Here is a 23,345-nt window from a genome sequence, read left to right on the forward strand (position 1 = left end):
ATCTTGGCATTGCCATGCGTATGGGAGCGGCATTCTGCTTCATCTCCATGGCAGCTTTGGTAAAAGCTGCAGGTGAGCTTCCCCTTGGTCAGATGCTGTTTGCCCGCTCGTTTGTCATCGTGCCCGTGATCGTCGCGGCACTCGCGGTCAGGGGTGACCTTGGTCTGCTGAGAACGCGCAAACCCGGTGGGCACCTGGTCCGGTCGGTACTTGGTTGCGGAGCGCTCGGCTTCTGGTTCATGGCGCTCGGCTACCTGCCTCTAACGGATGTGACGGCGCTGCTTTATCTGTCACCGATCCTGAACGTCGTCCTGGCCGTGGTATTTCTGAGAGAGTCCGTCGGTCTATGGCGAGCTGGGGCCGTGGTCGTCGGTATCGTCGGTGTGCTCATCATTATGATCCCGAAGGTTAGCGGGAACTACGAGGCCGCGGCGCTGATCGGTGTCGCCTTCTGCCTCGCCAATACGCTTTGCTTCTCCTTTTCAGTCGTGCAGATCCGTCAGCTTTCAACAACGGAATCGCCCACAGCCATCGTCTTCTATTTCTCACTGTTTTCCTCGCTCATCGCTCTGGTCACCTTGCCATTCGGCTGGGTGTCGCCGGTCGGACATGAATGGCTTCTCCTTTTTGGAATCGGTGCGTTGGGGGGCATTGGCCAACTGTTGCTGACTACCTGCTACAAATACGCGCCGGTCTCGCTAATCGCGCCGTTCGAATATTCCACACTGATATGGGCCACGCTGATCGGCGTCGTTTTCTTCAACGAGCGTCCAGGGCTTTCAACGCTCGGCGGCGCTGCACTGATCATCGCGGCCGGCATTGTCGTCGCCCATCGGGAGCACAGGCTAGGGCGCCAACGCCTTGCAGCGGAGATACAACCATGACAAGCACAGGCAACCAGGATCTGATCGTTACAACGGAAGGACATGTCCGAATCCTGCGGATGAACCGGCCCCGCGCGCGTAACGCGCTGAGTGTGGCGCTACGCGATGCGATTTCGTCTGCAATTGTCACCGGCGACCGCGACCCACAGGTCAGAGCGATCGTCATCACCGGCAGCGACACGTGTTTCTCGGCGGGCGGGGACATCAAGGAATTTCCGGATGCGGCCAATCAGGAAGACAGCATGTTCGTCTCGCAGCGCATCTGGTCGCCGCTCGGCTCCTGCCGCGTGCCGCTGATCGCCGCGGTGGAAGGGATCGCCCTGGGAGGCGGGGCAGAGTTCGCGATGCTTTGCGACATTATCATCGCGGGGGACACGGCCGAATTTGCTTTTCCCGAGGTGCGCTTAGGTATCCTGCCCGGCAATGGTGGCACGCAGCGTTTTCCCCGCGCCGTCGGCAAGTACAAGGCGATGCGCTATCTGCTGACAGGAGATCGCATTTCGGCAGGTTCCGCGGCCGAGATGGGTCTCGTTAGCGAGGTCGTCGAGGCGGGGAGCGCCTTCGCCTCGGCGCTGGCGCTCGCGCAGCGTATCGCAGAACTGCCGCCGCTCGCAGTCCGCCAGATCAAAGACGTCGTGACGCATGGCGCCGACGCGCCGCTGTCGTCCGCACTCAACATCGAGCGGGAGGGCAGCCGCCTGCTGATGCGCACCAGCGACCACAAGGAAGCATCAAACGCTTTTATTCAAAAGAGGAGGCCGGTTTTCACCGGAAAGTAACATGAGCGCCTACGACAGATACAAACATCTCAAATTCTCATCGCGCAGCGGTGTGTTGACCATCACATTGGAAAGTGGATCGACCAACGCCGTGACAGCCGGCATGCACGAGGATTTCAAAACCCTTTTCACTACGATCAACCAGGATAGCGATACCAAGGTGGTCGTGATCACAGGCGCCGGGGAACGCGCCTTCTCCGCTGGAGGCGATGTCAACGACATGGTCAAGCTGCTGTCGGAGCCTATGGTCGCCGCCCATTCGATGCGCGAGGCGGGGGATATGCTCTACGGCCTGCTGCGATTGGAAAAACCGATAATCGCGCGCATCAACGGTCACGCGATCGGGCTCGGCGCGACACTCGCGCTTTTTTGCGACCTCACCTATGCCGTCGAGACCGCCAAGATCGGCGACCCGCATGTGGCCGTCGGCTACACGGCCGGCGATGGCGGTGCGCTGATCTGGCCTCAGCTGATCGGCTACCAGCGCGCCCGGGAATATCTACTGACCGGCGATCCGATCATTGCCAGGGAAGCCGCCGAGATCGGGCTTATTACGCGTGCTGTTAAAGCCGACAAGTTAGACGAGACTGTCTACGGCATCGCAGACCGTCTGGCCTCCGGGGCAAGCTTCGCGATCAACTCGACGAAGCAGGCGATTAACATGGTTCTGCGCCGCCAGTTCGAGGCGGTGATCGAGGCCCATAACGGACTTGAGCTGATGTCGCATTTTACGGCGGATCACGCCGAAGCGGCGCACGCGTTTCTGGAAAAGCGCAAGCCCAACTTTACCGGCAAGTAATCGATGACGGCGGAGGCGCCTCAGGGCGCCTCCGCCTCTAGTCCCAGCGCAAGATGCTGTTGATACGCCGGGCCACAAGCTCGCCCGCCGCATTGTGATACAGTTTCTCCGCGGTAATCAGGTAAAGGTCGCGACTGCTTCCAGCCTTCTTCTCGACTGAGCGCAATTCGGTCTTGACGGTGATGTCCTCGCCTATGAAAACGTCGCCGAAAAACTCGAATTCGTCACTGGCGTTGACCGTTCCACCCGGTAGTCGGTTCAGATGAGGCCTTCGGTTGCGGCCGAGCGACAACAGAAAAAGGGGAGGAACCGGCTCGGAAGGATCCGTCAGGTCGCTCTCCAGCGCGAGAAGATAATCGCGGACACGACCGGCCTCCACGCGCTCGGTGACCGCTCCACGATAGCGTGACCTCTGCTCTTCGGCATAGCGCTCTGCAACGGAATCCATGGATTTACCTCCCGGCGTACTGTCTTCTCCAATAGCACTGACTGAACATGTGAGGTCAAGCAAGCCCTCCAGGCACAGCTGCCTTTGGCAGCGGCAGTCTTCACGAATGTGCTTTTTGAGAGTTTTGAAGCCGTTGCCTCGCCCGAGGATTTTGGGTACGCCACTGCCGAGGACAGGCCATGACTACATCCCTTTCGACGCTTACGGAATCCATATCGCTGGTGAACCGGGTTGCAGAAGCAATCCGGGGGGCGATCATGAGCGGAGAGATCGCTCCGGGAGAACGACTGAGCGTTCCCGATCTAGCAAGACGGCTTGGTGTCAGCCGCACACCGGCCCGCGAGGCGCTGCTCATTCTTGAGCGCGACGGGCTGGTAGAGTCGCGACCGCGCCTCGGCGTTGTCGTCCTTAGCGGCAACGAGCAGAACCTTCAGCAACTGTTCGAACTCCGCGAGGCCCTAGACGGGCTGACGGCACGGCTGGCTGCGCGTTCAATGACCTCCGCCGAACGTGGTAGCCTGGAAAGCATCATAGTGTATCACGAGGAAGCGGTCGCTAGGCAGGACATCGACGGCCACATCGCCCAAGACATAGCCTTCCACGCCGCGCTGCGAGAAGGCTCACGCAACCTTTATCTGTCTCAATCTATCACGCAGATCGAGCGGCAGATCATGGTATTGATGCGGAAGCTTTCTTCCGCTCCGCGTGCGATGAGCGACGGTGTCATCCGCGATCACCGGCTGATCGCCTCGGCGGTGGAGAGAGGCGACGAAGACGCTGCCGAAGCAGCAGCACGTCGCCACGTGCGGAACGTATGGGCATTCTATCAGACATCGCTTGATCATATACGGGCGCCCTAGCTTGCTTTCGGCCCCGGTCTCTTCACAGTCCGAGATAGGCCTGCTGTATCCGAGGGTCATTGAGGAGCGGCCTCGCTTCGCCATCAAGCGTCGTGCGCCCGGAATCCAACACGTAGGCCCGCTGAGATATGCGAAGCGCCGCTCGAGCGTTCTGCTCGATCAGCAGGATGGCCATTCCTTCGCCGTGGAGGCGGGTCAGAAGCGCGATCACCGTGTCCATCATTAGTGGGGAGAGGCCGAGTGATGGCTCGTCGAGCAGCAATAGATCGGGATCGCTCATCAAAGCGCGCGCGATAGCCACCATTTGCTGCTCTCCGCCAGAAAGCGTCCCGGCGATCTGGTTCAGGCGCTCGCCGATGCGTGGAAAATAGCCGTCAATCTTTTCGAGCCGGCTTTGGAATCCCTTGCGGTCAAAACGCATCCGGAACTTCCGACCGTAGCCGACCTCCAGGTTTTCCTGGACTGTCAGGTGGCTGAACAATTGCCGGCCTTCCGGAACGAGCGCAACGCCGAGATCGAGAATACGATTTGAGGGCCGGCCAACAAGGTTTTCGCCCTTCAGGGTGATAGTGCCGGCCTTCGGCTTAAGCAGCCCCATGACGCTGTGCAGGACCGTCGTCTTGCCGGCGCCGTTCGCGCCGATCAGCGCAACCATTTCACCAGTTCCGACAAAGATCGACACGCCGCGAACAGCTTCGACCTGTGCATAGTTCACGATGAGATTGTCGATGCTAAGCACGTGCCGTCTCCGCCTCGTCGTGGCTCTTGCCCAGATAGCTTTCGATCACCTGAGGATCCCGTCGGATTACCCCTGGGCTGCCCTCGGCGATCTTCTTGCCATAGTTCAGCACGACGATCCGATCGCACAGCCCCATGATCACCTTCATGTCATGTTCGACGATGACGATCGTGATGCCGAAATCGCGCAACCGCCGCGCAAGCTTCGAGAATTCTGCCGATTCCGTTGGATTGAGCCCCGCTGCCGGTTCGTCCATAAGCAGCAGGGCAGGGTTGGTCCCTAGCGCAATGCCGATGCCAAGCCGTCGCAGATAGCCGTAGGGCAGGCCCTTGGCGCGGCTGTCCTGAACATGCCGCAAGTCGATCATCGACAGGATGTCGTCGACCGAAGTCTTCAGCGAAATTTCGCTCGAACGGTAGCTGGAGGTGCGAAGGAGCGTGCAGCCAAGCCCAACCTTCGACCGAAGCCAACAAGCCGCTTCGATGTTTTCGCGCACCGTCAAGTGCTGGAAGACGGTGGTATGCTGGAACGTGCGCGCAAGCCCCATGTGTGCCGTTAGGTAAGGCGGCATGCCGGTAATGTCTTGTTCGCGCAACTCGATCCGCCCGCTGGTGGGCTTTAGAGTGCCGGTGATCACGTTGAAGCAGGTGCTTTTGCCGGCGCCGTTGGGCCCGATCAAGCCGAGGATTTCGCCTTCGTCGAGATGGAAGCTGACCTGGTCAAGCGCCACAAGCCCGGCGAACTTCTTGGTAATGTCGAACGCCTGGAAAAGGTGGGTCATGCCTCGTCCTTTCTGTTCACATCGAGCACCGCAGGCTCGCGGCGCGAAGGCCGGCGCAGGTAATCGATCAGCGGGGTAAGGACGCCGCGAGGCATAAAGATGATCGCGGCGATCAGCAGCGCAGAAAAGATAATCATCCGAAGCTCTGCGGCGGCGCGGAAGATTTCGGTGACGACGGAGAACATGAACGCGCCGAATATCGCACCGTAGATTGTGCCAAAGCCGCCAACGACGACCATAAGCATTCCCATCGCCGAATATGTCGGGGACAGAAGATCGGGCGATATGATGCCGATGAAGGGTGCATAGATCGCACCTGCGAGCCCCGCCAGTCCGCCGGAGACGCCGAACGCGTAGAACTTGATGCGAAACACCGGCACGCCGACGGATGCTGCGAGTTGCTCGTTCTCCCGGATTGCGATGAAGCTTCGGCCAAGGGGCGATCGCCGGAAGCGCTCGAGGAGGAAACAGGAGAGCGCCAGCACTGCGAAAGTTAGATAATAGAAGCCGAGATTCTCGTAGCCATAGGGTACGCCTGGGAAGCTTGGCAAGGGAGTTGTCAGGCCCATCGTTCCTCGCGTAACGCTCGGCACGTTGGTAACGATGAGGCGAACGACCTCGGCACAAAATAGCGTTGTGATCGCAAAATAGATGCCGCGCATGCGAAGTGCCGGGATCGCGACCAAAAGGCCGAGCAATGCCGATAAAACCGTTGCTGCGACCAGCGACAGGCCGAAGGATACGCCATAGGTCTCCATCAGGATTCCGCAGACGTAGGCGCCACCGCCGAAGAAGGCGGCATGGCCGAATGAGTGGACGCCAAGAAAGCCAAACAGGATATCCAGCGCCACCGCGAAAATCGCGTAGATGCCGAAGATCACCATGACCTGCTGAAAATAGAGGTCAGTGACGACGAAGGGGGCACCGATCGCCACCACGACGGCCACGGCAGTGAGAAAGATGCGGATCATCAGTGAGCAACTCCTTGGCCGAAAAGCCCATTCGGCCTCGTCAGCAGCACCGTGATGAGCACGAGGAACGCCACGCCGTCTTTCCATGCGCTCGAGAGATAGCCGGCGGTGAGGGCCTCGACCATGCCGAGACCGACGCCGGCGATGATGGCGCCTGGGATGCTGCCCATGCCGCCCAGCACGATAACGGCGAAAGCCTTGAGCGTGTACGCGGTGCCGACGCTCGGGACGAGCGGCGTCAGAGGCGCGATCAGGACACCGGCGACCGCTGCCAGCGCTATGCCAAGCCCGAACGTGAATCGGTCGATCCTTTTCACGTCTATGCCAAGCACAGTGGCCGCGTATCGGTTTTCCGCCGTTGCGCGCATCTGCTTGCCGACAGGCGTATGGGAAAGAAAGACGGCCAGAAGCCCAAGGAAAATGACGCCTGCCACCATCACTAGGAGCTTCTGTTCGGTCAGGATCACGTTGCCAAGCGTGATCACGCCATCGAAGGGTGTATCGATGGTGCGCCCTCCCGAACCGGAGATGACCACGACGGAATGAAACATGAAGAGGCTGAGTGCAAAAGTCGCGAGAAGGGTATTCAGCGGGTCGGTTTCCATCAGCGGCTCGATGGTCAGCCGCTGGATGAGATAGCCGAATGCGACGACCGCCACGATCGCCAGAGCAGCGGCGGCGAAGTATGGCAGCCCGAGAACCGACATGCCGTAGTAAAGGACATAGCCCGCGATCATGAAGAACTCACCATGGGCGAAGTTCACGATGCGCATGATGCCAAAGATGGCAGCCAGTCCTCCGGCTACCAGCGCATAGCCCACTCCGATGGTCAAACCATTCAGAAGCTGCTGTAGAAGAATGTTGAACGCCAAGATCATGCCTCCGCTGGAAGGTCCGTCCGGGCGGCGCGAGCTACCCGGACGGTCGCGCCGTCACGGCTTATAGTTGATGATCTTGCCATCCTTGACGGTCAGCAGCGCGAAGCCTGCCGGCGCCTGATAGGATTGACCGAGCTTGTCGAAACGCCATCTGCCGCGAGCTGTATCCATCTCCAGCTGGGAGATCGCCTCGCCGATCTCGCGAGGACCGCCATCGGGGCCAGCATTTTCCAAACCCTTGGCCGCCACGGTCACCGCCTCGTAACCGAGCAACTCCATCTTTTCCGGGGGATAGCCGTATTCTTTTTGGAACCGCTGAACGAAGTCCGTACTCTCTGGCAGTTCGCTGCCGTTCGAATAGAAATCTCCGAAGATAAGCCCCTCCGTAGCTTCGCCAGCAAGCCCGATAAGCGATCCCGTCATGGCGCCCGGCGCAGGCAGGACAATGCCAGGCACGGCAAGCTGATTGCGCTGCTTCAGGATATTGGCAAAGGTCTCGACTGCACCGCCTGGGGCGACATAGAGCGCGTCGGGCATAGCCCCTTTTATTGAGGTGAGGATCGGCGAAAAATCAGTATCACGTGGATCGAAGCGCTCGATGGCGACGATTTCGGGCGCATTTGGATCGTCCTTCCAGAGCGATGTGATGGAATTGATCGCCGACTGGCCGTAATCAGATTGTTCGGCGATGATCGCAACGCGTTTCAGTTTCAGATTGTTGACGATGAAGTCGCTGTACTGCGCCGTATCTTGGCCGACAGTGCTATTGAGGAAGAACTGGAGCGGCGTGCCGCCCTCGCGCAAAACCTCGGATTTAGCCGACCAGCCGACGAGAACTGCGTTGCGACGCTTGGCTACCGACGACAGCGCCGCAGTCGCGGTAGTGGTCAGGGAGCCGAGGATCACCTTGGCCTTGTCGCGCGAAATCAGCCGCTCGGCCGCAGCCGCAGCTTCCTCCGGCTTGTTCTGGTCGTCATACTTGATGAGTTCGATGGGGTGGCCGCTCCAAACGCCACCTGCGCCGTTAATCTCCTTCACCGCGAGATCCATGCCGCGAACGCCTTGTTGGGTGTAAGCGCTGCTCATCAGGGCGACGCTGCCTATTTTGACGGTTTCCTTCTCCTGAGCGAAGGCGGGCAGCGTCAAGCCCGCCGCTGCGGCTACGGTCAGCGCATAGATCATCGTACGCCAGCCGCCACGCCGGACGTCTCTAAAAATGTGCATTCGAATCCTCCCTGAACCAAAGCAATTAACACACCAAGTTGATTACACAATCGATTGTGTTGCTTTAGACAATCGATTGTGTAACAGGGTATTTGCCGCTTTGACAAGCGGTTTCGATCAAATGAATGCCGCGCATTACGTCGTCGACGTCAAGAGGCGGTTCATCGGCGCATAGGGGAGAACGATCTATGTCGATCAAACAAGATGTGGATCCAAATATTGCAGATGCTGCGCGCAGGGCGGCCGCCGTAGCCGCGCGTTATGCGACGGAAGTGGACATTGAGGAGCGCTTTCCGGAGGAAGCACTGGCGGCCCTGAGCGAAGAGGGTCTGCTCGGCCTCGCCGTTCCGAAAGAGTATGGCGGGCTCGGCGCGAATTCGCGCACCGCATCGCTGGTTGTTGAAGAGGTCGCGGCGGCCTGCGCATCGACGGGCGCCATTCTGCTGACATGGGCCGGCCCGATCACCGGCTTGGTTGATTTCGGAACCAGCGAGCAGAAATCGAAATATCTGCCAGAGATCGCCGCAGGTCGCTGCAAGCTGAGTTTCGCCTTGACGGAGGAACACTGCGGTTCGGATGCCGGTGCCATTACGACGACGGCCGTCCTCGATGGCGACCACTACGTCCTGGATGGCAAGAAGGCCTGGATAGGCAATGCCATCAATGCCGACCTGACACTCGTCGCCGCGAAAACCGATCCGACAGCTCGGGCTAAGGGTGTAAGCAGCTTCCTCGTTGAAAATGGCACTGCCGGTTTAGCGGTAGAGGAAATCTATTCGAAGATGGGAGCAAGGGGCACCAAGCATGGTGACCTGGTGCTGCGCGCTGTGAGGGTCCCCCGGGCCCAGCTTCTCGGCCAAGAGGGGCGCGGGCTAGCGCAGATGCTGCAGTCGCTGGACTACATCCGCCTTATGACGGCAGCCCACGCGCTCGGTATCGCCCGCTCTGCCTACGAAGCTGCCGTAGGCTACGCCAAGACCCGCGAAGTATTTGGCAGCCGTCTCCACAAGAACCAGGCGATCAGCTTTCTGATAGCCGATTGCGCCACCCAATTGCATGCGTCACGTCTGATCATGCTTGATGCTGCTGCGGATCTCGACGCAGGCAAGTCGATCGGGGCCAAGGCGGCGATGGCGAAACTTCATTCTAGTGAGATCGCCACCCGGATAGCCCATGCTTCGGTGCAGGTCCACGGCGCCTGGGGCCTCAAGAAAGGCAACGCGGCTGAACGCGCTTATCGCGACGCCCGCATCACCGAGGTTTGGGACGGGACGTCCGAAATTCAGAAACTGATCATAGCACGCGAGATTTTCGGGAGGGACTGAGACATGTCAAGCGCAGAAGTACGCACGGAGAAAATCGAGGCAAAAAAGTGGGGCCTTTCGGTTTCTCAGCTTGCCGCGCACCCTACGGTTTTCGCGGATGGGCTGCTGTCTGGCCAGTCCATACTGATATCAGGTGGCGGCAGCGGCATGGGACGTGCCACCGCAGTCCTGGCGGCCCGCCTCGGCGCCAAGGTGATGATCTGCGGTCGTGACGGCGATAAGCTCGACCGCGCTGCCGCCGAGATCAGCGAACATGTCGGCGCCGACGTTGTGACCTTTGCGATGTCGATCCGCGATCCCGACGCAGTCGACCGCCTGATGGACGAGGCATTCTCGCGCCTCGGCAGAGTCCACGCGCTGATCAACAGCGCTGGCGGCCAGTTTCCAATCAATGCCATCGACATGTCGAAGAAGGGTTGGAACGCCGTCGTTGATACCAATCTGAATGGTACCTGGTACATGATGCAGGCGGCTGCCATCCGCTGGCGGGACCGGGGAGAGCCGGGCAGCATCGTCAATATCGTGGCTACTATCGATCGCGGCATTCCCCAATCGGCCCACACGGCTGCTGCGCGGGCAGGCGTCGTCTACCTGTCGCGTTCCGTAGCGGTGGAGTGGGCGCCACTCGGCATTCGAGTCAATTCACTGGCGCCCGGAACGATCGAGACTGAAGGGCTGAATAATTACCCTCCGTCGCTCATGGAGCGTCTCGGAAAGGGAAATCCGATGCGCCGTATGGGTGATACGTGGGACATCGCTGAGGGCGTCATCTATCTTACGGCGCCCAGCGGAAAATTCGTTACCGGCGAACTGCTTCAGATTAATGGCGGCATGCATCTTTGGGGTACAAACTGGCCGCTGGGCGTTCCCGAGCCATTCCAAGGGGTTGGAGGATGAAAAGTGATCAACTTCCCGTTCACCACCGCGCGTCCGCTGACCGCTATCGAAGGCAAGGATGGTGGAGCGCCGAGCCGGTTGCGGATACCCTTGCAGCCTTCGCGGCGCAACAGCCAGATCGCCTCGCCCTCGTAGATCACTCCAATCGGCTGAGCTATCGCGACTTCAATCATCTGGTCACCCGTGCGGCCGCAGGCCTATGGGCGGTCGGGATGAGGCCGGGAGACGTCATCGGCATTCAACTGCCAAACATACTGGATTTTGCGATTTTCCAACAGGCAGCTGTCCGCATGGGCGCAATTTATCTCCCGCTCATCCCACAGTTGCGAGCACTCGACCTAAGTTACCTTCTCGACGTGGTCAAGGCCAGGGTACTCGTCATCCCGGGAGGCTACCGGGGCTTCGACCACACCGCGATGATCGACACGATCAGCGCGAACGTTCCCTCTCTTCAGAAGATACTGGTCGCCGGTGAGGCATCGGCTTTTCTCGAAGATACACGCACCTTTCTCGACCAGCCCTGGGAAACGCAGCACGGCACACATATCTCGGGAATCGTGAGGGATCCGGACTCGGTGCGCATCATCTCGTTCACGTCAGGCACGGAATCCAAGCCGAAGGCGGTCCAGCATTCCCACAATACGATGCTCTTTCCGCTACGCAACCACACGCGTCTGTTCGGTCTCAGCGTTGAGGATGTTATTTTCACCCCGAGCCCCGTTGGCCATTCGACCGGCGCCGTCTTCGGCGTCGAGATGGGCCTCTACTTCGGTGGCACCGTCGTCCTCATGGACGGCTGGCATGCGGAGCGCGCCGTCGAAGTTATAGCCCGTGAGGGGGCCAGCATCATGTGGGGCGCGACGACCTTCTACAACGATCTCGTTAACGCACCGAACCTGTCTAACCACGACCTCTCGCGGTTCCGGCTTCTCTGCACGGCGGGCGCCCCGATCCCCCGAAGCCTCGTTACCCTCGTCAAGGAGCGCATCGGCGGCCAACTCGTCACCGCTTACGGCCAATCGGAGGGCCAGAACATTACGATCACGCGTCCCGACGATCCCATCGAAAAGGTCACCGGTTCGGACGGACGGTTCCAAGAAGGCATCGACTACAGGCTAGTGGATGGAGACGGGAAGCCGGTGGCCGCAGGTGATGAGGGGGAAATCCATTATCGCGGGCCTAATGTCTGCATGGGATATCTCGACCCTGAGCACAGTGACCACGCCTTTGCCGCGGACGGCTTCATTAAGTCCGGCGATCTCGGCATCATGGACGAGGACGGCTATCTGCGGATCGTCGGTCGGCGCAAAGAGATCATCATTCGCGGCGGCGAGAACATCAGCCCGGCAGAGATCGAGGACTATCTCTTCAAACACCCTAAGATCGCCAGCGTTGCGGTTGTCGGGTTGCCGGACGAGAGGCTTGGCCAACGTGCATGCGCCGCCGTAATAGTGCGCGACGGCGCGACGCTGACGCTTGCCGAACTGACCGAATTTATGAGTGAACTGGGCGTTGCGAAGTTCAAGTATCCTGAACGGCTGGAACTCGTCAGCGACCTGCCAAGGACGCTGACCGGAAAGGTCCAGCGGGACATCCTGCGAAATCGCATTTTGACCGGTACGACGGCGTGATCCTTCTCGCCTGAGCCCGGCTGGCTCCTTACGCCCGCGGCGGTGCCGTTGATCCGCGGAGCACCAGCGCGGGCAGGAACACCGAAGCGGGCGTTGCCTGGGTCCTGCCGGACATGGCGTCGAGCAGAACTTCGGCGGATTTCTGGCCAATCGCCGTTAGATCGGTGTGGACTGTGGTCAGTGGAGGGGTCATCAGGTCGCACATGGCGATGTCCTCGAAACCCACCACGGAATAATCGTCAGGGCATGACAGCCCGGCCTCTCGCAGCGCGTCGTAGCAGCCGAGCGCCAAGAAGTCCGATGCCGTGGCGACAGCGGTGGGCGGCGTGGGCAGTGCTATCAGCTCGGCCATGGCGGCCCGGCCTTCCTCTCGCGTATGGCTAAGCGCGCTGTGGAAATATTCGGGAGGCTGTGCGAGTCCCAGCCCGACGAGCGCCTGCGCAAAGGAGTCCTTTCGCACCCGGCTGCTTCCCAGCCCCACAGGGCCGCTGATGTGAGCGACACGCCTATGCCCGAGGCCGACGAGATGTTGGACGATGGCAAGCGTCCCTTCCACGTCGTCTCCAAGAACCCTTAAGACATCATCCCCGCCGTCCCGGTTAAAGATGAGGACCAGCGGGACGCAGGCCGCTGCGCAGGCGGCGACCGCCTCAGTGCAATCGTAAGAGGAGGCCAGGATTATGCCGTCCACTTGATGAGCCAGCAAATTGTCGACCGCTTCCAAGACGCCGCCCTGATCCTCGCTAAGCGACTGGATGTAGCAGACGTACCCTGCAGCTTTCGCAACCGTTTGAATCACCTCAATGAGGGGCGGGAAAACTGGATAACTGATGCTCGTTACCAGGATGCCGATTGTATGGCTGCGCCGGCCACGCAAACCGGCGGCTTGCAGATTGCGTTTATAGCCCAGCTCCTCTGCGGCCTTCGTAATGCGTTCTGCTGTTTCGGCACCCACATAGGCGGTGTTGCGAGCGTTCATGAAGCGCGAGACAGTTGCTGGATGGACGCCAGCAGTAAGAGCAACGTCTTTCAATGTGACCTGCCTGCGCGGTAAATTTGGAGACAAAGACGAACCCTTTCAAGCGACGCCCATTGCAATTAACGGATGCCGAGCATGGAGTGTTTAGACACGCCGCGCTTCGAACGCAATTCGCCTCTGCATTCGCAGGCACAAACACATCGCCGTTCTGCCGCGCTGGCTGCAACACAGAAATGCCCTGAACGCGCGCCGCTGCGCCTCCGTCGAAGCCGTCTTCAGCGCAATGAAGCGCCTCTACGGGAAAGCCGTACGCGATACCATTCGCTCTTCGCCAACGCCCGCTTACCTCATCCTTGCCACAACAGTCTACAACCTCCGGCATGCTACCATAATCATGGGTCACTGACCCAAGCCCGCCAAGGTTCCAAAAAAGCTCGCTAATTACTGAGTCCTAGCAGGAGGCCTCCCAAAACACCTCAATAAATCCGCCCTCATCAATCCGAGACGGCGTTTCTCAGAGAAACTCCCATGGCCATGAGTTCCATAATACATATTATGCGCGCGGAACGTGTAGCCGCAAAGTTAAAGTGTCCTGTTTCTGCAAAGTTGGAATGTCACACTCCCCGGGCCTGAACGATGCCTGCGAGATTGCAGATGGGACTGATAGCGATGAGCGAACGCGATCTTCAGCGGATCGAGGTTTTGTCGAGGGTGATTGCCGGTCGGATGACAATAGTCTCGGCGGCATATGTGCTGGATATCAGCACACGGCAAGTCCGCCGGTTGTTGAACAGGATACAAACCGGCGGCGCAGCCTCGATCCGTCATAGGTCGATTGGCCGGCCGTCCAACAACCGGATCAGCGACGGGGTTCGCGATTATGCAATGACTCTGGTTCGCGAACGCTATGCGGATTTCGGGCCGACATTGGCGACGGAGAAGCTGGCCGAGCGCGATGGACTGCGTGTATCGCGCGAGACGGTGCGCAGCTGGATGGCTGATGCCGGCCTCTGGCTGTCGCGCAAGCAGCGGCGGACGTTTCATCAGCCGCGGTTGCGACGAGAAGCCTATGGCGAACTGGTGCAGATCGACGGCTCGGAGCATCGCTGGTTCGAGGATCGCGGACCGTCTTGCTCGCTGCTGGTGTTTGTCGACGATGCGACCGGCAGGTTGATGCAGTTGCGCTTTGTGCGCTCGGAAAGTGCCTTCACCTACTTTGAGGCGCTCAAGCTCTATCTGCAGGCGCATGGTGCTCCCGTCGCCTTTTATTCCGACAGGCATTCGGTGTTCGGGTGGCGAAGAAGGATGCCAAAGGCGGTCAGAGCATGACCCAGTTCGGGCGCGCGCTTTGCGAGCTAAACATCGAGATTCTCTGTGCAAATTTGAGCAAAGTCTCTCGACCGGATCGCGGATGAGATAGGTTGCGAATCGGGAAGCGCCTTTAGCACAGCGTCAGCAAAAGGCTTGGCTGGTCCCCGGGCAGGTTCGCCCGAACGCATGAGCTCAGTGCCAGCCCTAGTATGCGTGCGATCTTATTTGATGATACCCGAGGCCGTCCCCCGGCGGTAATAGTTCATATAACCGCCGTTTGCGCATTCTTGCCATCGATGTCGTAGCGGCATTTTTCGGAATGCCCAATCGAGCTTGGTCAATGTTTGAGAAAAACACCGCTTACGATAGAAGCCAAATCCGTCACTTGTTCAACAGGCAGCTAGCCCCTTCACGGCCTTTCTGAATCCACCCCAGAAAGATCGACCCTTATTCCAGCATTATTGGGATCAGTATCAGGCGTTGGGGCTTTAGCGTCCTCGCCAAGTTCTTCAAAGCGGTCGCTTTCAATTTCTAAGTTCTCTTTGATTTCCGGTATCGGGACCGCGAACTGTTCCTTTCCTGGATTTGGGGCCTGAAAAACTGTGACCCCCTCGAAATAGCCAGTCTGCCAAGCAATGACTGCCTCGTCGAACACTCGCGGTAGAACCTCCTGCTCGGTTGGGCTTCCATACCACTTGGCTACGATACGATAAATTCTGGCGAACAGCGCCGTGCCCATGCGAATGTTCTCGCAGGCGTCGAGCATATCCCGCTTCAGCTCGCCGGAATCGCCCAAGCCAACGCCGGCGGGGTATTGCGTGATGCCGACACGCACCACGCTGCGGCCGATGTGCTGCCGGATCAGTTTCATTGCCAGGTCAGGCGTGGAAGGCTTCTGAAACAGCACGGCTCTGTTTCCGGAGCGGACCGTGATTGCGAGCGGATCCGGTGCCCCTGCCCGCTCGATAAGTTGTTCGACGATCGCCGGCTTCAGTCCGGGATCGGCGCATTGCTTGATAAGAGCGGCATCGATCATGCTGGTTCTCCTGTGCTCAGATGTTGAAGGCGTTGACGAGAGGCACATCGAAAAGCCTTGCCCACGCAGCGGCGCTAGCTTGCTGGATTGCGACAATCGAAGTACCTGCGGTCCACCAGCCGTTTCCGGTCGCGACGACGACGTCCGGCGAATGCAGCATCGACTGCAGGACGGGCCACAGGATGAGCTGCTCGTAGCAGACCAACGGCGCGATCCTATTCCCCCCGATTTCCACGGCAGGATTGTTGAAAAAATGCGCGCGAGCTCCACCGCCCCGGCCAGTCCACCCCCGCCATGGCTGCCACATCGATACTGGAACCGGCATACGCTCGCGATAGAGGACGTGGGTTCCGTCGGGCGAGATCACCACCATGACATTGTCATATCCGCCGGCATCAACGGCTGCCGCACCTGCGATCACGACGAGGTCCGAGCCTCGCAGGCTTTGCTGCCAAAGCTTTGCGACGGTCGGCGTCCAGAAGCCAAGCGCGCTTTCGGGAAGAACCACAAAACGCGTTCCCGCTCCTGCGGCGGCGCGCACCGTTGCGATCAGATCACGGTGATGATTTAGGGAACCGTCGCGCCCAAGGTCTTGGCCGTGCGCGAAATTAATGCCTTTCCATCCTTCCGGGGGTGGTGGTTGCGTCCATGTAGCGGCGGACGACAACCACAGACCTACGAGCGCAATGGCGGTGATCGGCCAATATCGTGATGTCATCATTGCGAGGCCGGCGGCGGCCGCGCCGAGGCCCCACCAGCCCCATCCGGGAAACAGCACGCCCGCTGCAGTCAGCGGATGCGCCCAGCCGGTTATGCCGAAGGGCGGCAGTCCCATAAGCGTCACCACCGTCAAATAGCGCGCCGCCCTGCTAATTCCCGGTCGACCTTTTTTTTCCGAAGGCAGCCCCTCCATGTGCCCTTCCCAGAACACCGCATGCACGCCAGCGAAGGAAAGCGAGGCAGCCGCCCAGAGCAGCAGGCCAGGCCAAAGATCGGCGGCATAGAAATTGGCGACACCTTGCGGCAGGCCTCGGGATGCAGCGAGAAAGTACCCCGCTGATACCAGCGCTGCGACCGTTCTCGACCCTGAGGTTGCCCAAAGCGATGGGAAGACCATAGCGACCGGAAGCAGGAGGACCTCGCCACTCCAGCCGACCCAACCGCAGACGCCCGACATGGCGATGAGCAGGCTGGATCGCCATTGGTGGGACGATTGGACATGAAGTTGACTACGGAGCGAAGGTGAACACCGGCCGCGCCAGGCCAAGAAGACCCGCTTCCGAAAGCGATCCAAAATATCGGCTGTCATAGGAGCTCGCAAAGGATGAATAGAGAAACAGATGATGGGGCGGCACGATGCCACCGGGATCAGGTGCGAGCGCTCTGCCCTCGCCGTCCCTATCCTGGACCAGCGACGCGGGAACCGGACGACCATCGACGAGAACGTGATCGGTGATTTCGACACGCTGTCCAGGAAGTGCTGCGACCGTCTTAAGCAGCGGCGCGACGCCGCCAGGGCAAAGCCCGCGGCGGAGGTAACCGCGGCGTTGCGCCTCCCTGAATGCGGCTGTCGCGGGCGGACACATAAACACCAGATCCCCTATCGCAACCCGCCGCTGAAGCGTTTCGATACGCCAAAGCCCGAGCGGCTCGCTTGGAGTCAGGTTCAGCCGATAGCCACCGGCGAAGGCAGCCGCCGCCAATGCGGACATGATGACGGCGATGCCCGTCAGAAACAGAACAACCCCTCGCCGCCTCATTGCTTTAGCACCGGCTTCTGGGTCTGTGCGAGACGCGGTTCCTCGGCTAGCTTCAACGATTGCACGGTGCGCTCATGAGCCGCGAGTTGCTGGACCGTGCGCATCACTGGCCAGGCTTGTTTCAGTTGCTCCTTCTGCTCGGACTTCATGCCCTCGGAGAGCTTTTCGTAGATCTTTCCGGACGGCTCACGCGCAGCGTTGCTCAACAGCACCCGCTCACCGAACCGCTCAGTGACAGCCTTGTTGAAGCCATCGATTTCGAGCTTGGTTTCGCGGTTGCTAAGCGCACAGGCCATCGCCGCCGGCAGGTCATTGCGGTCGATGGCATCGCGGACACGCTCCAGCACAACCCATGCCGCCGGTGACAGGGCCGGAATGTCGATCGAAACGCGCTGGCGCAACGCCTCTTCATCAGTCGCCATGCGCTGCGTAGCCGTCTCACGCATGCGCAGATACCGCTCGAGGTCGCGCTTCAACGCCGGAACGTTGACCTCGGCGATGCGGCGCGCTTCCCGATCAACCTTGCTGGCGAGAATGCCGATCTTGCCCTTCAGCGGGCCGATCGATGCCGCGTCCGCCACCAGCTTTTGCAAGACCTGTTTCGCCGTTTCCTTGTTCACCAGAACCGCATCGAAGTTCATCGCCCGGAATGCGGTTTCGGGATCGGCGAAGACGTAAGCGAAACGCGCCGACACTTCCTCCCATTGCTGTTTGAGGGCGGGATCGTTGCCGACTTTATCGCCAATGGCGTCGGCAACGGAGCCGGGGAATATCTTGATGCCTGCGACCATGGGGTTGGCCTCCTTCATCGTTTGGATTTTCGGGGATTGGTTGAGGCCAAGCCGAACGGCAAAAGCGGCCAGTCGCTGAGCGAGATCAGCCAGCTTGGTCTTCTGGCGCAACGTCCAGTCGAGTTGGTCGCGCAGTAACGTGCGGGCGACCTGGACAATATGCAGGCCACGGGCCTCGGCAAACCGCAGCGTCTCGCGATAGAGCCGGCCGCGCTCATAGTCGAGCGTCGTCTCCTTGGCGTTCTTTCGGGACAGAACGGCCGCAAGACCACCATTGTAGGAGAAGGACCGCGTGCCGTAGTAGAGTTGCAGATCCTCACGATGACGGGTCAGCGCCACGTAGCTCAGATGGCGATCGAGCGACAGAGACGCGAGCACCTTGACTCGGTCGACGGTGGCGCCCTGGCTTTTGTGGATCGTGGTGGCATAGCCGTGGTCGAGATTGTTATAGAACCTCTGTTCGACCGTGATTTGTCGGCGCTGGTTGTCCTCTCCGATGACAGCAACGATCCTGTTGGGCGCGGCTTCGACCACACGGCCGATCGTGCCGTTCTTGACGCCGAGCGAGCTCTCGTTTTTCAGGAAGACGATCTGGTCGCCGGCGTCGAACTGGCGCACGCCGTCAGCCGTCTTGAAAACATGACCCTCGCCGACAATACCGCGCTCGACCAGTTTTTCGCGCGCCATGACGTTCAACATGCGAACGTCGCGGCGCAGATGGGCGAGGATCAATGTCGTCTTCGACTGGTCGTGATCGCGGTTCCAGTCGGCGACCAGCTTCTCGACCGCTTCGGCCTTCAGACGCTCGCCTGTAATCCTGCCATTGGCACCATACGCACTCATCGCCTTCTCGACATTGCCACGCGCGACGTCGAGCGATGCCTTGCGCATCCAGTCCTCGCGCTGGCGATAGATCGTTCCGAGTTCAACGTAACCAATACGGTCGACAATGGCGCGGAAAGCAGCCCCTGCCTCGATCGGCTGAAGCTGCTCGGGGTCGCCGACCAGAACGATCTTCGCACCCGCCCTGACCACGGCATCGACGAACCCCGCCATTTGCTTCGACGCCACCATGCCCGCCTCGTCCATGACGAAGACGGTTTTGTCATCGAGGACGTCACGACCGCGGTTCCAGCGCAGCTCCCATGACGCGAGCGTGCGGCTCTGGATCCCGGCCTCCTTTTCCAGACCCTCTGCCGCCTTGCCGGCAAGCGCGCCGCCGACCACATGATATCCGGCCACTTCCCACGCCTCGCGGGCAGCCTTCATCATCGTGGTTTTGCCGGCGCCGGCGCGTCCAACCACGGCCGCGATCCGGGCGGGACCGGCAATCCGCGCGATTGCCGCTTTCTGCTCCTCCGATAGGCGCTCATGACGACTGAATGTTGCGTCGAGCACCGCCGCGGCAACCGCATGCGCATCCCTGTTCGACAGCCACATCGCCTGGCGCGCCATCGTCGCTTCCAGCCGGATCATCGCCCGCGTCGAATAGCGGGCCGGCACCTTGTCTCCGGTGGCAAAATCGATCGTTTCGCGCTGCAAACGCAGAACTTCCGGGTTCAGGATGATCTTGATCATCAACTGCTGGAAGACAGTCGGGTCATCGACATAGCGATGCAGAACCTTAGCCACATCGCGTTCATCGAAGACGCTCTTTTCCCGCGTAATCAGATCGAGCACGATGCCGGGATTTTTAAGGATGCGGCGGGCGTTTTCCGAGCGGCGCTGCTCGTTCAGCTCGATCCGTTCAAGCTCCGGCCGAACACCCTGTTTCTGCGCTTTCCGCTCGATCGCCTTGGCCCCGACACCGAGATGAATGGTCGGTTCCAGGTCGATCCCCTGCCTTTCGTAAGAGCGGCCGTCGACCCTGAGATCAATGCCGCCAAGCGCCAGATGATGGTTCAGCCGCTCGAACCATCCATCGCGCAGGACGTTGAAATCGTCCGTCGAACCGGCCCACAGTTCGTAGAGGATTTTGCCGGATCTCGTGCGGACCGACTGGCCGTCCTCCCCAATGACAGCAACCTTCTTCGACCCGAACCCATCCCCGGTGAGCGGCCGCAACGTGGTCATCAAATGGATGTGCGGATTGCCGGGACTGTCGTGATAAACCCAGTCGGCGACCATGCCTTTGGCGAGAACATGTTTTTCGACAAAGTCCCGGACCAGCGCGACGTTCTGTTCGGCGGAGAGCTCCAAGGGCAGCGCAATCGTAAGGTCACGGGCAAGCTGGGCATCGGAACGTTTTTCGAAAGCCTCGACGCTGTTCCAGAACGCTTCCGAGGCTCCGGCAACAGAGCGGTCGGCTATTAGTGAACGAACCCATTTCGGGGCATCGGCCGGCAGGACAAATTCCTCATGCAGAAGACCTTGCTTGCGCGTGTAATCGATGGTGCGGGCTTCGCGCTCGTATTCCATCTTTGCGCAGTGCCGGTAGGCCGCGGACAGCACGATGCTGCGGCCGGAGCCACGGCTGACGATGCTGGCTGAGAAATGGGCGATGGCCACGGCGAACAATGCTTCCGGTTAGAACCATGTTCGTCCAGAGCGGCGGCGAAGCCGGGCCCCGCCAGGGCTTTAAAGCAACACGTCGCATCGCGACGTATAATTGCGCCCTTGGATCCGCTCCTTCGGAACGGCGGGATCATCCTCCAAAGTGTCGGCTTTGCCGACGTGCAGATCTGCACATTCCTTCGGAAGTGCTTTTGGGGAAATCTTGCAACGGAACAGACGCCGCAAGATTTCCAGGGAGATACGACCGGAATGAAGAAACCATCATCGAAGATCAGGGAAGAAATCGCCCGATTGCAGGAGCAGCTGAGAGCCGCCGAGAGCCGTGAGGCCGAGCGCATTGGTCGGATAGCGCTGAAGGCAGGTCTCGGTGAGATCGAGATCGATGAGGCCGAGCTTCAGGCGGCTTTCGAACAGATCGCCGAGCGGTTTCGTGGAGGTAAGGAAGCGGCATCCGGGAGAAAAAATACCAGCGACGGTAGGGCCGACAGTGAGATGGCCTCAACACTCACGCCTGGCGCGGATGCGGGCGGCACTGGCGAGGCTTGATCGGATGGCCAAGAAAATATCGACGGAAGCACGCAAAAAAGACACGCATGAGAAGATCCAGCTCGGCGGCCTGATCGCCAAGGCGGGACTTCGCTACGAGAAGCGCGCGTTGCTGCTCGGCTTGCTCATCGACGGCGCCAGCCGGATCAAGGCCGACGACGCGGAACGCCGTCGGCTGCTGGAGATCGGGGAAAAGGCGTTTGCCAGTGACGCCGACTAGAATCGCCTTGCTTATAGTGCCGGGCGTGCTGATGGCGGGGATGCTGTTCCTGTTCGCCGGCATCGAGCACTGGCTGGCGAGGTTCGGCTCGACAGAACAGGCGCAGCTCATAATGGGCCGGATCGGCATCACCCTGCCTTATGCAATCTCCGCCGCGACCGGCATCATGTGCCTGTTCGCTGCGAAGGGCGCGATCGCCATCAGAAGCGCTGGTTTCGGCGTGCTGATCGGCGCGGTCGGTGTCATTCTGATCGCGACCGTTCGGGAGATCGGTCGGCTCACCGCTTTCTCGGACGCCATCCCCGCCGGCGGCAGTATCCTGAACTATGCCGATCCGGCAGCCGGAGTGGGTGCGGTCCTTGCTGCCTTCGCCGGCATATTCGCCGCACGAGTCGCGATGCGTGGCAATGCGGCCTTCGCCGCCTCGGCGCCACGCCGCGTCAGCGGCAAGCGCGCGATCCATGGCGAGGCCTACTGGATGACGCTCAACGACGCAAAGCGCCTGTTCCCGGAAACAGCCGGCATCGTCATCGGAGAAGCCTACCGCGTGGACAAGGACACCGTCGCCGATCGCGGTTTCCGCGCAGACGACAGTGAGACATGGGGGGCAGGCGGCAAATCCCCCGTGCTCTGCTTCGACGCATCGTTCGGCTCGACCCATGGCCTCGTCTTCGCCGGCTCCGGCGGATTCAAGACGACGTCGGTGACCATCCCGACCGCACTCAAATGGGGTGGCGGGCTGGTCGCGCTCGATCCGTCCAACGAGGTCGCGCCGATGGTGATCGCCCATCGGCGCAAGGCGGGCCGCGATGTCCATGTCCTCAATCCCAAGGATCCGGCGACAGGCTTCAATGTACTCGACTGGATCGGCCGCTTCGGCGGCACGAAAGAGGAAGATGTCGTCGCAGTCGCCAACTGGGTAGTGACCGATACGGGGCGCTCGACTTCCATCCGCGACGACTTCTTCCGCGCTTCCGCGTTGCAGCTCATCACCGCGCTGATCGCCGATGTCTGCCTGTCAGGGCATACGGAAAAAGAAGACCAACATCTGCGTCAGATGCGAGCGAACCTGTCGGAACCAGAACCGAAACTGCGCGAGCGGCTGCAGAATATCTACGACAATTCCGAAAGCGATTTCGTGAAGGAAAACGTCGCCCCCTTCATCGCCATGACGCCGGAAACCTTTTCCGGCGTCTATGCCAATGCGGTCAAAGAAACCCATTGGTTGTCCTATCCGAACTATGCCGCGCTGGTGTCGGGATCAAGCTTTGCCACCGACGATATCGCCGACGGAAGGACAGACATCTTCGTCAATCTCGATTTGAAAACGCTAGAGGCGCATCCGGGTCTGGCGCGCACGATCATCGGCGCGTTGCTCAACGCCATCTACAACCGAAATGGAGACATCAAGGGACGGACCCTGTTCCTGCTCGATGAGGTCGCTCGGCTCGGCTATCTCAGAATTCTGGAGACCGCACGCGATGCCGGCCGCAAATATGGCATCAGCCTGGTGCTGCTGTTCCAGTCGATCGGCCCGATGCGCGAAACCTATGGCGGCCGGGACGCGACGTCCAAATGGTTCGAGAGCGCGTCATGGGTGTCCTTCGCCGCCATCAACGATCCGGAGACGGCCGACTACATCTCGCGCCGCTGCGGCAACACCACCGTCGAGGTCGACCAGCTTAGCCGGTCATCACAGATGTCCGGATCGTCGCGCACGCGCTCGAAGCAGCTGGCCGCTCGCCCGCTGATCCTGCCCGAAGAAGTGCTGCGCATGCGCGGCGACGAGCAGATCGTATTCACGGCCGGCAATGCGCCGCTACGTTGCGGCCGCGCCATCTGGTTCCGGCGCAACGACATGAAAACCGTGGTCGGCAAGAACAGGTTCCACCCGAATTCCTGACCTCACACGCCGGTCGATGTTGTTGCCGGGCGCAGCGATCGCGCCAGCGGCGGCGCGTGGGGGAGGTTC

At 60.3% G+C, this 23,345-nt stretch carries 22 protein-coding genes and 1 pseudogene; 12 read left to right on the forward strand and 11 right to left on the reverse strand.

Features of this window, described 5'->3' with window-relative positions:
* Positions 1–14 precede the first annotated feature (14 nt).
* The 3 genes from ICI42_RS19030 to ICI42_RS19040 are packed head-to-tail and all read left to right on the forward strand — an operon-like array spanning position 15 to position 2,462.
* Complete coding sequence (locus ICI42_RS19030) at positions 15–884, forward strand: DMT family transporter (RefSeq protein ID WP_188166194.1); 870 nt, start codon at positions 15–17, stop codon at positions 882–884.
* Positions 881–1,663: an enoyl-CoA hydratase-related protein gene (locus ICI42_RS19035; protein WP_188166195.1), complete on the forward strand. Its 783-nt coding sequence runs from the start codon at positions 881–883 to the stop codon at positions 1,661–1,663. Before ICI42_RS19030 ends, ICI42_RS19035 begins: the two co-directional genes overlap by 4 nt.
* 1 nt (position 1,664) lies before the next feature.
* A complete protein-coding gene (locus ICI42_RS19040) occupies positions 1,665–2,462 on the forward strand; it encodes an enoyl-CoA hydratase/isomerase family protein (protein ID WP_188166196.1) in 798 nt (265 codons plus the stop codon).
* 37 nt (positions 2,463–2,499) lie between these two features.
* On the opposite strand, the gene ICI42_RS19045 is transcribed toward ICI42_RS19040, so the two are convergent.
* Complete coding sequence (locus ICI42_RS19045) at positions 2,500–2,910, reverse strand: FAS1-like dehydratase domain-containing protein (RefSeq protein ID WP_188166197.1); 411 nt, start codon at positions 2,908–2,910, stop codon at positions 2,500–2,502.
* A gap of 179 nt (positions 2,911–3,089) precedes the next feature.
* On the opposite strand from ICI42_RS19045, the gene ICI42_RS19050 reads away from it, so the two are divergent.
* The gene (locus ICI42_RS19050; RefSeq protein ID WP_188166198.1) at positions 3,090–3,770 is read left to right on the forward strand and encodes a GntR family transcriptional regulator; all 681 of its coding nucleotides are present in this window, start codon (positions 3,090–3,092) and stop codon (positions 3,768–3,770) included.
* A gap of 22 nt (positions 3,771–3,792) precedes the next feature.
* Here ICI42_RS19050 and ICI42_RS19055 read toward each other — a convergent pair whose 3' ends face one another.
* From ICI42_RS19055 to ICI42_RS19075, 5 genes are read right to left on the reverse strand one after another with little or no spacing between them, the layout of a single operon-like run.
* Positions 3,793–4,509 (reverse strand): ABC transporter ATP-binding protein, encoded by a 717-nt coding sequence (locus ICI42_RS19055; RefSeq protein WP_188166199.1) that lies wholly within the window; start codon positions 4,507–4,509, stop codon positions 3,793–3,795.
* A complete protein-coding gene (locus tag ICI42_RS19060) occupies positions 4,502–5,290 on the reverse strand; it encodes an ABC transporter ATP-binding protein (RefSeq protein WP_188166200.1) in 789 nt (262 codons plus the stop codon). The genes ICI42_RS19055 and ICI42_RS19060 overlap by 8 nt, the downstream gene beginning before the upstream one ends.
* Complete coding sequence (locus tag ICI42_RS19065; RefSeq protein ID WP_188166201.1) at positions 5,287–6,261, reverse strand: branched-chain amino acid ABC transporter permease; 975 nt, start codon at positions 6,259–6,261, stop codon at positions 5,287–5,289. The genes ICI42_RS19060 and ICI42_RS19065 overlap by 4 nt, the downstream gene beginning before the upstream one ends.
* Positions 6,261–7,133: a branched-chain amino acid ABC transporter permease gene (locus tag ICI42_RS19070; RefSeq protein ID WP_188166202.1), complete on the reverse strand. Its 873-nt coding sequence runs from the start codon at positions 7,131–7,133 to the stop codon at positions 6,261–6,263. The genes ICI42_RS19065 and ICI42_RS19070 overlap by 1 nt, the downstream gene beginning before the upstream one ends.
* Positions 7,134–7,193: 60 nt before the next feature.
* Positions 7,194–8,363, reverse strand: coding sequence for an ABC transporter substrate-binding protein (locus tag ICI42_RS19075; RefSeq protein ID WP_188166203.1), 1,170 nt, complete (start codon positions 8,361–8,363; stop codon positions 7,194–7,196).
* 188 nt (positions 8,364–8,551) lie between these two features.
* Here ICI42_RS19075 and ICI42_RS19080 point away from each other — a divergent pair, with 188 nt between their 5' ends.
* From ICI42_RS19080 to ICI42_RS19090, 4 genes are read left to right on the forward strand one after another with little or no spacing between them, the layout of a single operon-like run.
* Positions 8,552–9,688: an acyl-CoA dehydrogenase family protein gene (locus ICI42_RS19080; RefSeq protein WP_188166204.1), complete on the forward strand. Its 1,137-nt coding sequence runs from the start codon at positions 8,552–8,554 to the stop codon at positions 9,686–9,688.
* Between the two features lie 3 nt (positions 9,689–9,691).
* On the forward strand, positions 9,692–10,585 hold the full coding sequence (locus tag ICI42_RS19085; RefSeq protein ID WP_188166205.1) for an SDR family oxidoreductase: 894 nt from the start codon (positions 9,692–9,694) through the stop codon (positions 10,583–10,585).
* A gap of 3 nt (positions 10,586–10,588) precedes the next feature.
* Entirely contained in the window at positions 10,589–10,720 is a 132-nt protein-coding gene (locus ICI42_RS24160) for a hypothetical protein (RefSeq protein WP_330999205.1), read from the forward strand.
* A 14-nt stretch (positions 10,721–10,734) separates the two neighbouring features.
* Positions 10,735–12,216 carry an AMP-binding protein gene (locus ICI42_RS19090; protein ID WP_330999204.1) on the forward strand — a complete coding sequence of 494 codons (1,482 nt, stop codon included), beginning with the start codon at positions 10,735–10,737 and terminating at the stop codon, positions 12,214–12,216.
* Between the two features lie 28 nt (positions 12,217–12,244).
* On the opposite strand, the gene ICI42_RS19095 is transcribed toward ICI42_RS19090, so the two are convergent.
* Complete coding sequence (locus ICI42_RS19095; RefSeq protein ID WP_188166207.1) at positions 12,245–13,249, reverse strand: LacI family DNA-binding transcriptional regulator; 1,005 nt, start codon at positions 13,247–13,249, stop codon at positions 12,245–12,247.
* Positions 13,250–13,849: 600 nt separating this feature from the next.
* On the opposite strand from ICI42_RS19095, the pseudogene ICI42_RS19100 reads away from it, so the two are divergent.
* Positions 13,850–14,586, forward strand: a pseudogene (locus tag ICI42_RS19100) (ISNCY family transposase); the annotation flags it as partial.
* 329 nt (positions 14,587–14,915) lie between these two features.
* Here ICI42_RS19100 and ICI42_RS19105 read toward each other — a convergent pair.
* From ICI42_RS19105 to traA, 4 genes are read right to left on the reverse strand one after another with little or no spacing between them, the layout of a single operon-like run.
* Positions 14,916–15,542, reverse strand: a complete 627-nt coding sequence (locus ICI42_RS19105) for a TraH family protein (RefSeq protein WP_188166208.1) — start codon at positions 15,540–15,542, stop codon at positions 14,916–14,918.
* A 16-nt stretch (positions 15,543–15,558) separates the two neighbouring features.
* On the reverse strand, positions 15,559–16,731 hold the full coding sequence (locus ICI42_RS19110) for a conjugal transfer protein TraB (protein ID WP_269140794.1): 1,173 nt from the start codon (positions 16,729–16,731) through the stop codon (positions 15,559–15,561).
* Between the two features lie 40 nt (positions 16,732–16,771).
* Positions 16,772–17,302, reverse strand: a complete 531-nt coding sequence (gene traF / locus ICI42_RS19115) for a conjugative transfer signal peptidase TraF (protein WP_188166210.1) — start codon at positions 17,300–17,302, stop codon at positions 16,772–16,774.
* On the reverse strand, positions 17,299–20,601 hold the full coding sequence (traA, locus tag ICI42_RS19120; RefSeq protein WP_188166211.1) for a Ti-type conjugative transfer relaxase TraA: 3,303 nt from the start codon (positions 20,599–20,601) through the stop codon (positions 17,299–17,301). Before traA ends, traF begins: the two co-directional genes overlap by 4 nt.
* Positions 20,602–20,856: 255 nt before the next feature.
* On the opposite strand from traA, the gene traC reads away from it, so the two are divergent.
* From traC to traG, 3 genes are read left to right on the forward strand one after another with little or no spacing between them, the layout of a single operon-like run.
* Positions 20,857–21,153 (forward strand): conjugal transfer protein TraC, encoded by a 297-nt coding sequence (traC, locus tag ICI42_RS19125; protein ID WP_188166320.1) that lies wholly within the window; start codon positions 20,857–20,859, stop codon positions 21,151–21,153.
* A 4-nt stretch (positions 21,154–21,157) separates the two neighbouring features.
* Positions 21,158–21,373: a conjugal transfer protein TraD gene (traD, locus tag ICI42_RS19130; RefSeq protein WP_230980443.1), complete on the forward strand. Its 216-nt coding sequence runs from the start codon at positions 21,158–21,160 to the stop codon at positions 21,371–21,373.
* Positions 21,360–23,276 carry a Ti-type conjugative transfer system protein TraG gene (gene traG / locus ICI42_RS19135; protein ID WP_188166213.1) on the forward strand — a complete coding sequence of 639 codons (1,917 nt, stop codon included), beginning with the start codon at positions 21,360–21,362 and terminating at the stop codon, positions 23,274–23,276. The genes traD and traG overlap by 14 nt, the downstream gene beginning before the upstream one ends.
* Positions 23,277–23,345: the final 69 nt, after the last annotated feature.

The organism is Oryzicola mucosus (assembly GCF_014534685.1).
Taxonomy (GTDB): domain Bacteria; phylum Pseudomonadota; class Alphaproteobacteria; order Rhizobiales; family Rhizobiaceae; genus Oryzicola; species Oryzicola mucosus.

What these genes read in the sequence shown, in the direction of transcription:
- ICI42_RS19080 (WP_188166204.1), top strand. Translation starts at nt 8,552, where the DNA reads ATGTCGATCAAACAAGATGTGGATCCAAATATTGCAGATGCTGCGCGC.
- ICI42_RS19060 (WP_188166200.1), bottom strand. Translation starts at nt 5,290, where the DNA reads ATGACCCACCTTTTCCAGGCGTTCGACATTACCAAGAAGTTCGCCGGG.
- ICI42_RS19065 (WP_188166201.1), bottom strand. Translation starts at nt 6,261, where the DNA reads ATGATCCGCATCTTTCTCACTGCCGTGGCCGTCGTGGTGGCGATCGGT.
- ICI42_RS19085 (WP_188166205.1), top strand. Translation starts at nt 9,692, where the DNA reads ATGTCAAGCGCAGAAGTACGCACGGAGAAAATCGAGGCAAAAAAGTGG.
- ICI42_RS19035 (WP_188166195.1), top strand. Translation starts at nt 881, where the DNA reads ATGACAAGCACAGGCAACCAGGATCTGATCGTTACAACGGAAGGACAT.
- traF (WP_188166210.1), bottom strand. Translation starts at nt 17,302, where the DNA reads ATGAGGCGGCGAGGGGTTGTTCTGTTTCTGACGGGCATCGCCGTCATC.
- ICI42_RS19030 (WP_188166194.1), top strand. Translation starts at nt 15, where the DNA reads ATGCGTATGGGAGCGGCATTCTGCTTCATCTCCATGGCAGCTTTGGTA.
- traC (WP_188166320.1), top strand. Translation starts at nt 20,857, where the DNA reads ATGAAGAAACCATCATCGAAGATCAGGGAAGAAATCGCCCGATTGCAG.
- ICI42_RS19050 (WP_188166198.1), top strand. Translation starts at nt 3,090, where the DNA reads ATGACTACATCCCTTTCGACGCTTACGGAATCCATATCGCTGGTGAAC.
- ICI42_RS19105 (WP_188166208.1), bottom strand. Translation starts at nt 15,542, where the DNA reads ATGATCGATGCCGCTCTTATCAAGCAATGCGCCGATCCCGGACTGAAG.
- ICI42_RS19075 (WP_188166203.1), bottom strand. Translation starts at nt 8,363, where the DNA reads ATGCACATTTTTAGAGACGTCCGGCGTGGCGGCTGGCGTACGATGATC.
- ICI42_RS19040 (WP_188166196.1), top strand. Translation starts at nt 1,665, where the DNA reads ATGAGCGCCTACGACAGATACAAACATCTCAAATTCTCATCGCGCAGC.
- traD (WP_230980443.1), top strand. Translation starts at nt 21,158, where the DNA reads ATGGCCAAGAAAATATCGACGGAAGCACGCAAAAAAGACACGCATGAG.
- ICI42_RS19045 (WP_188166197.1), bottom strand. Translation starts at nt 2,910, where the DNA reads ATGGATTCCGTTGCAGAGCGCTATGCCGAAGAGCAGAGGTCACGCTAT.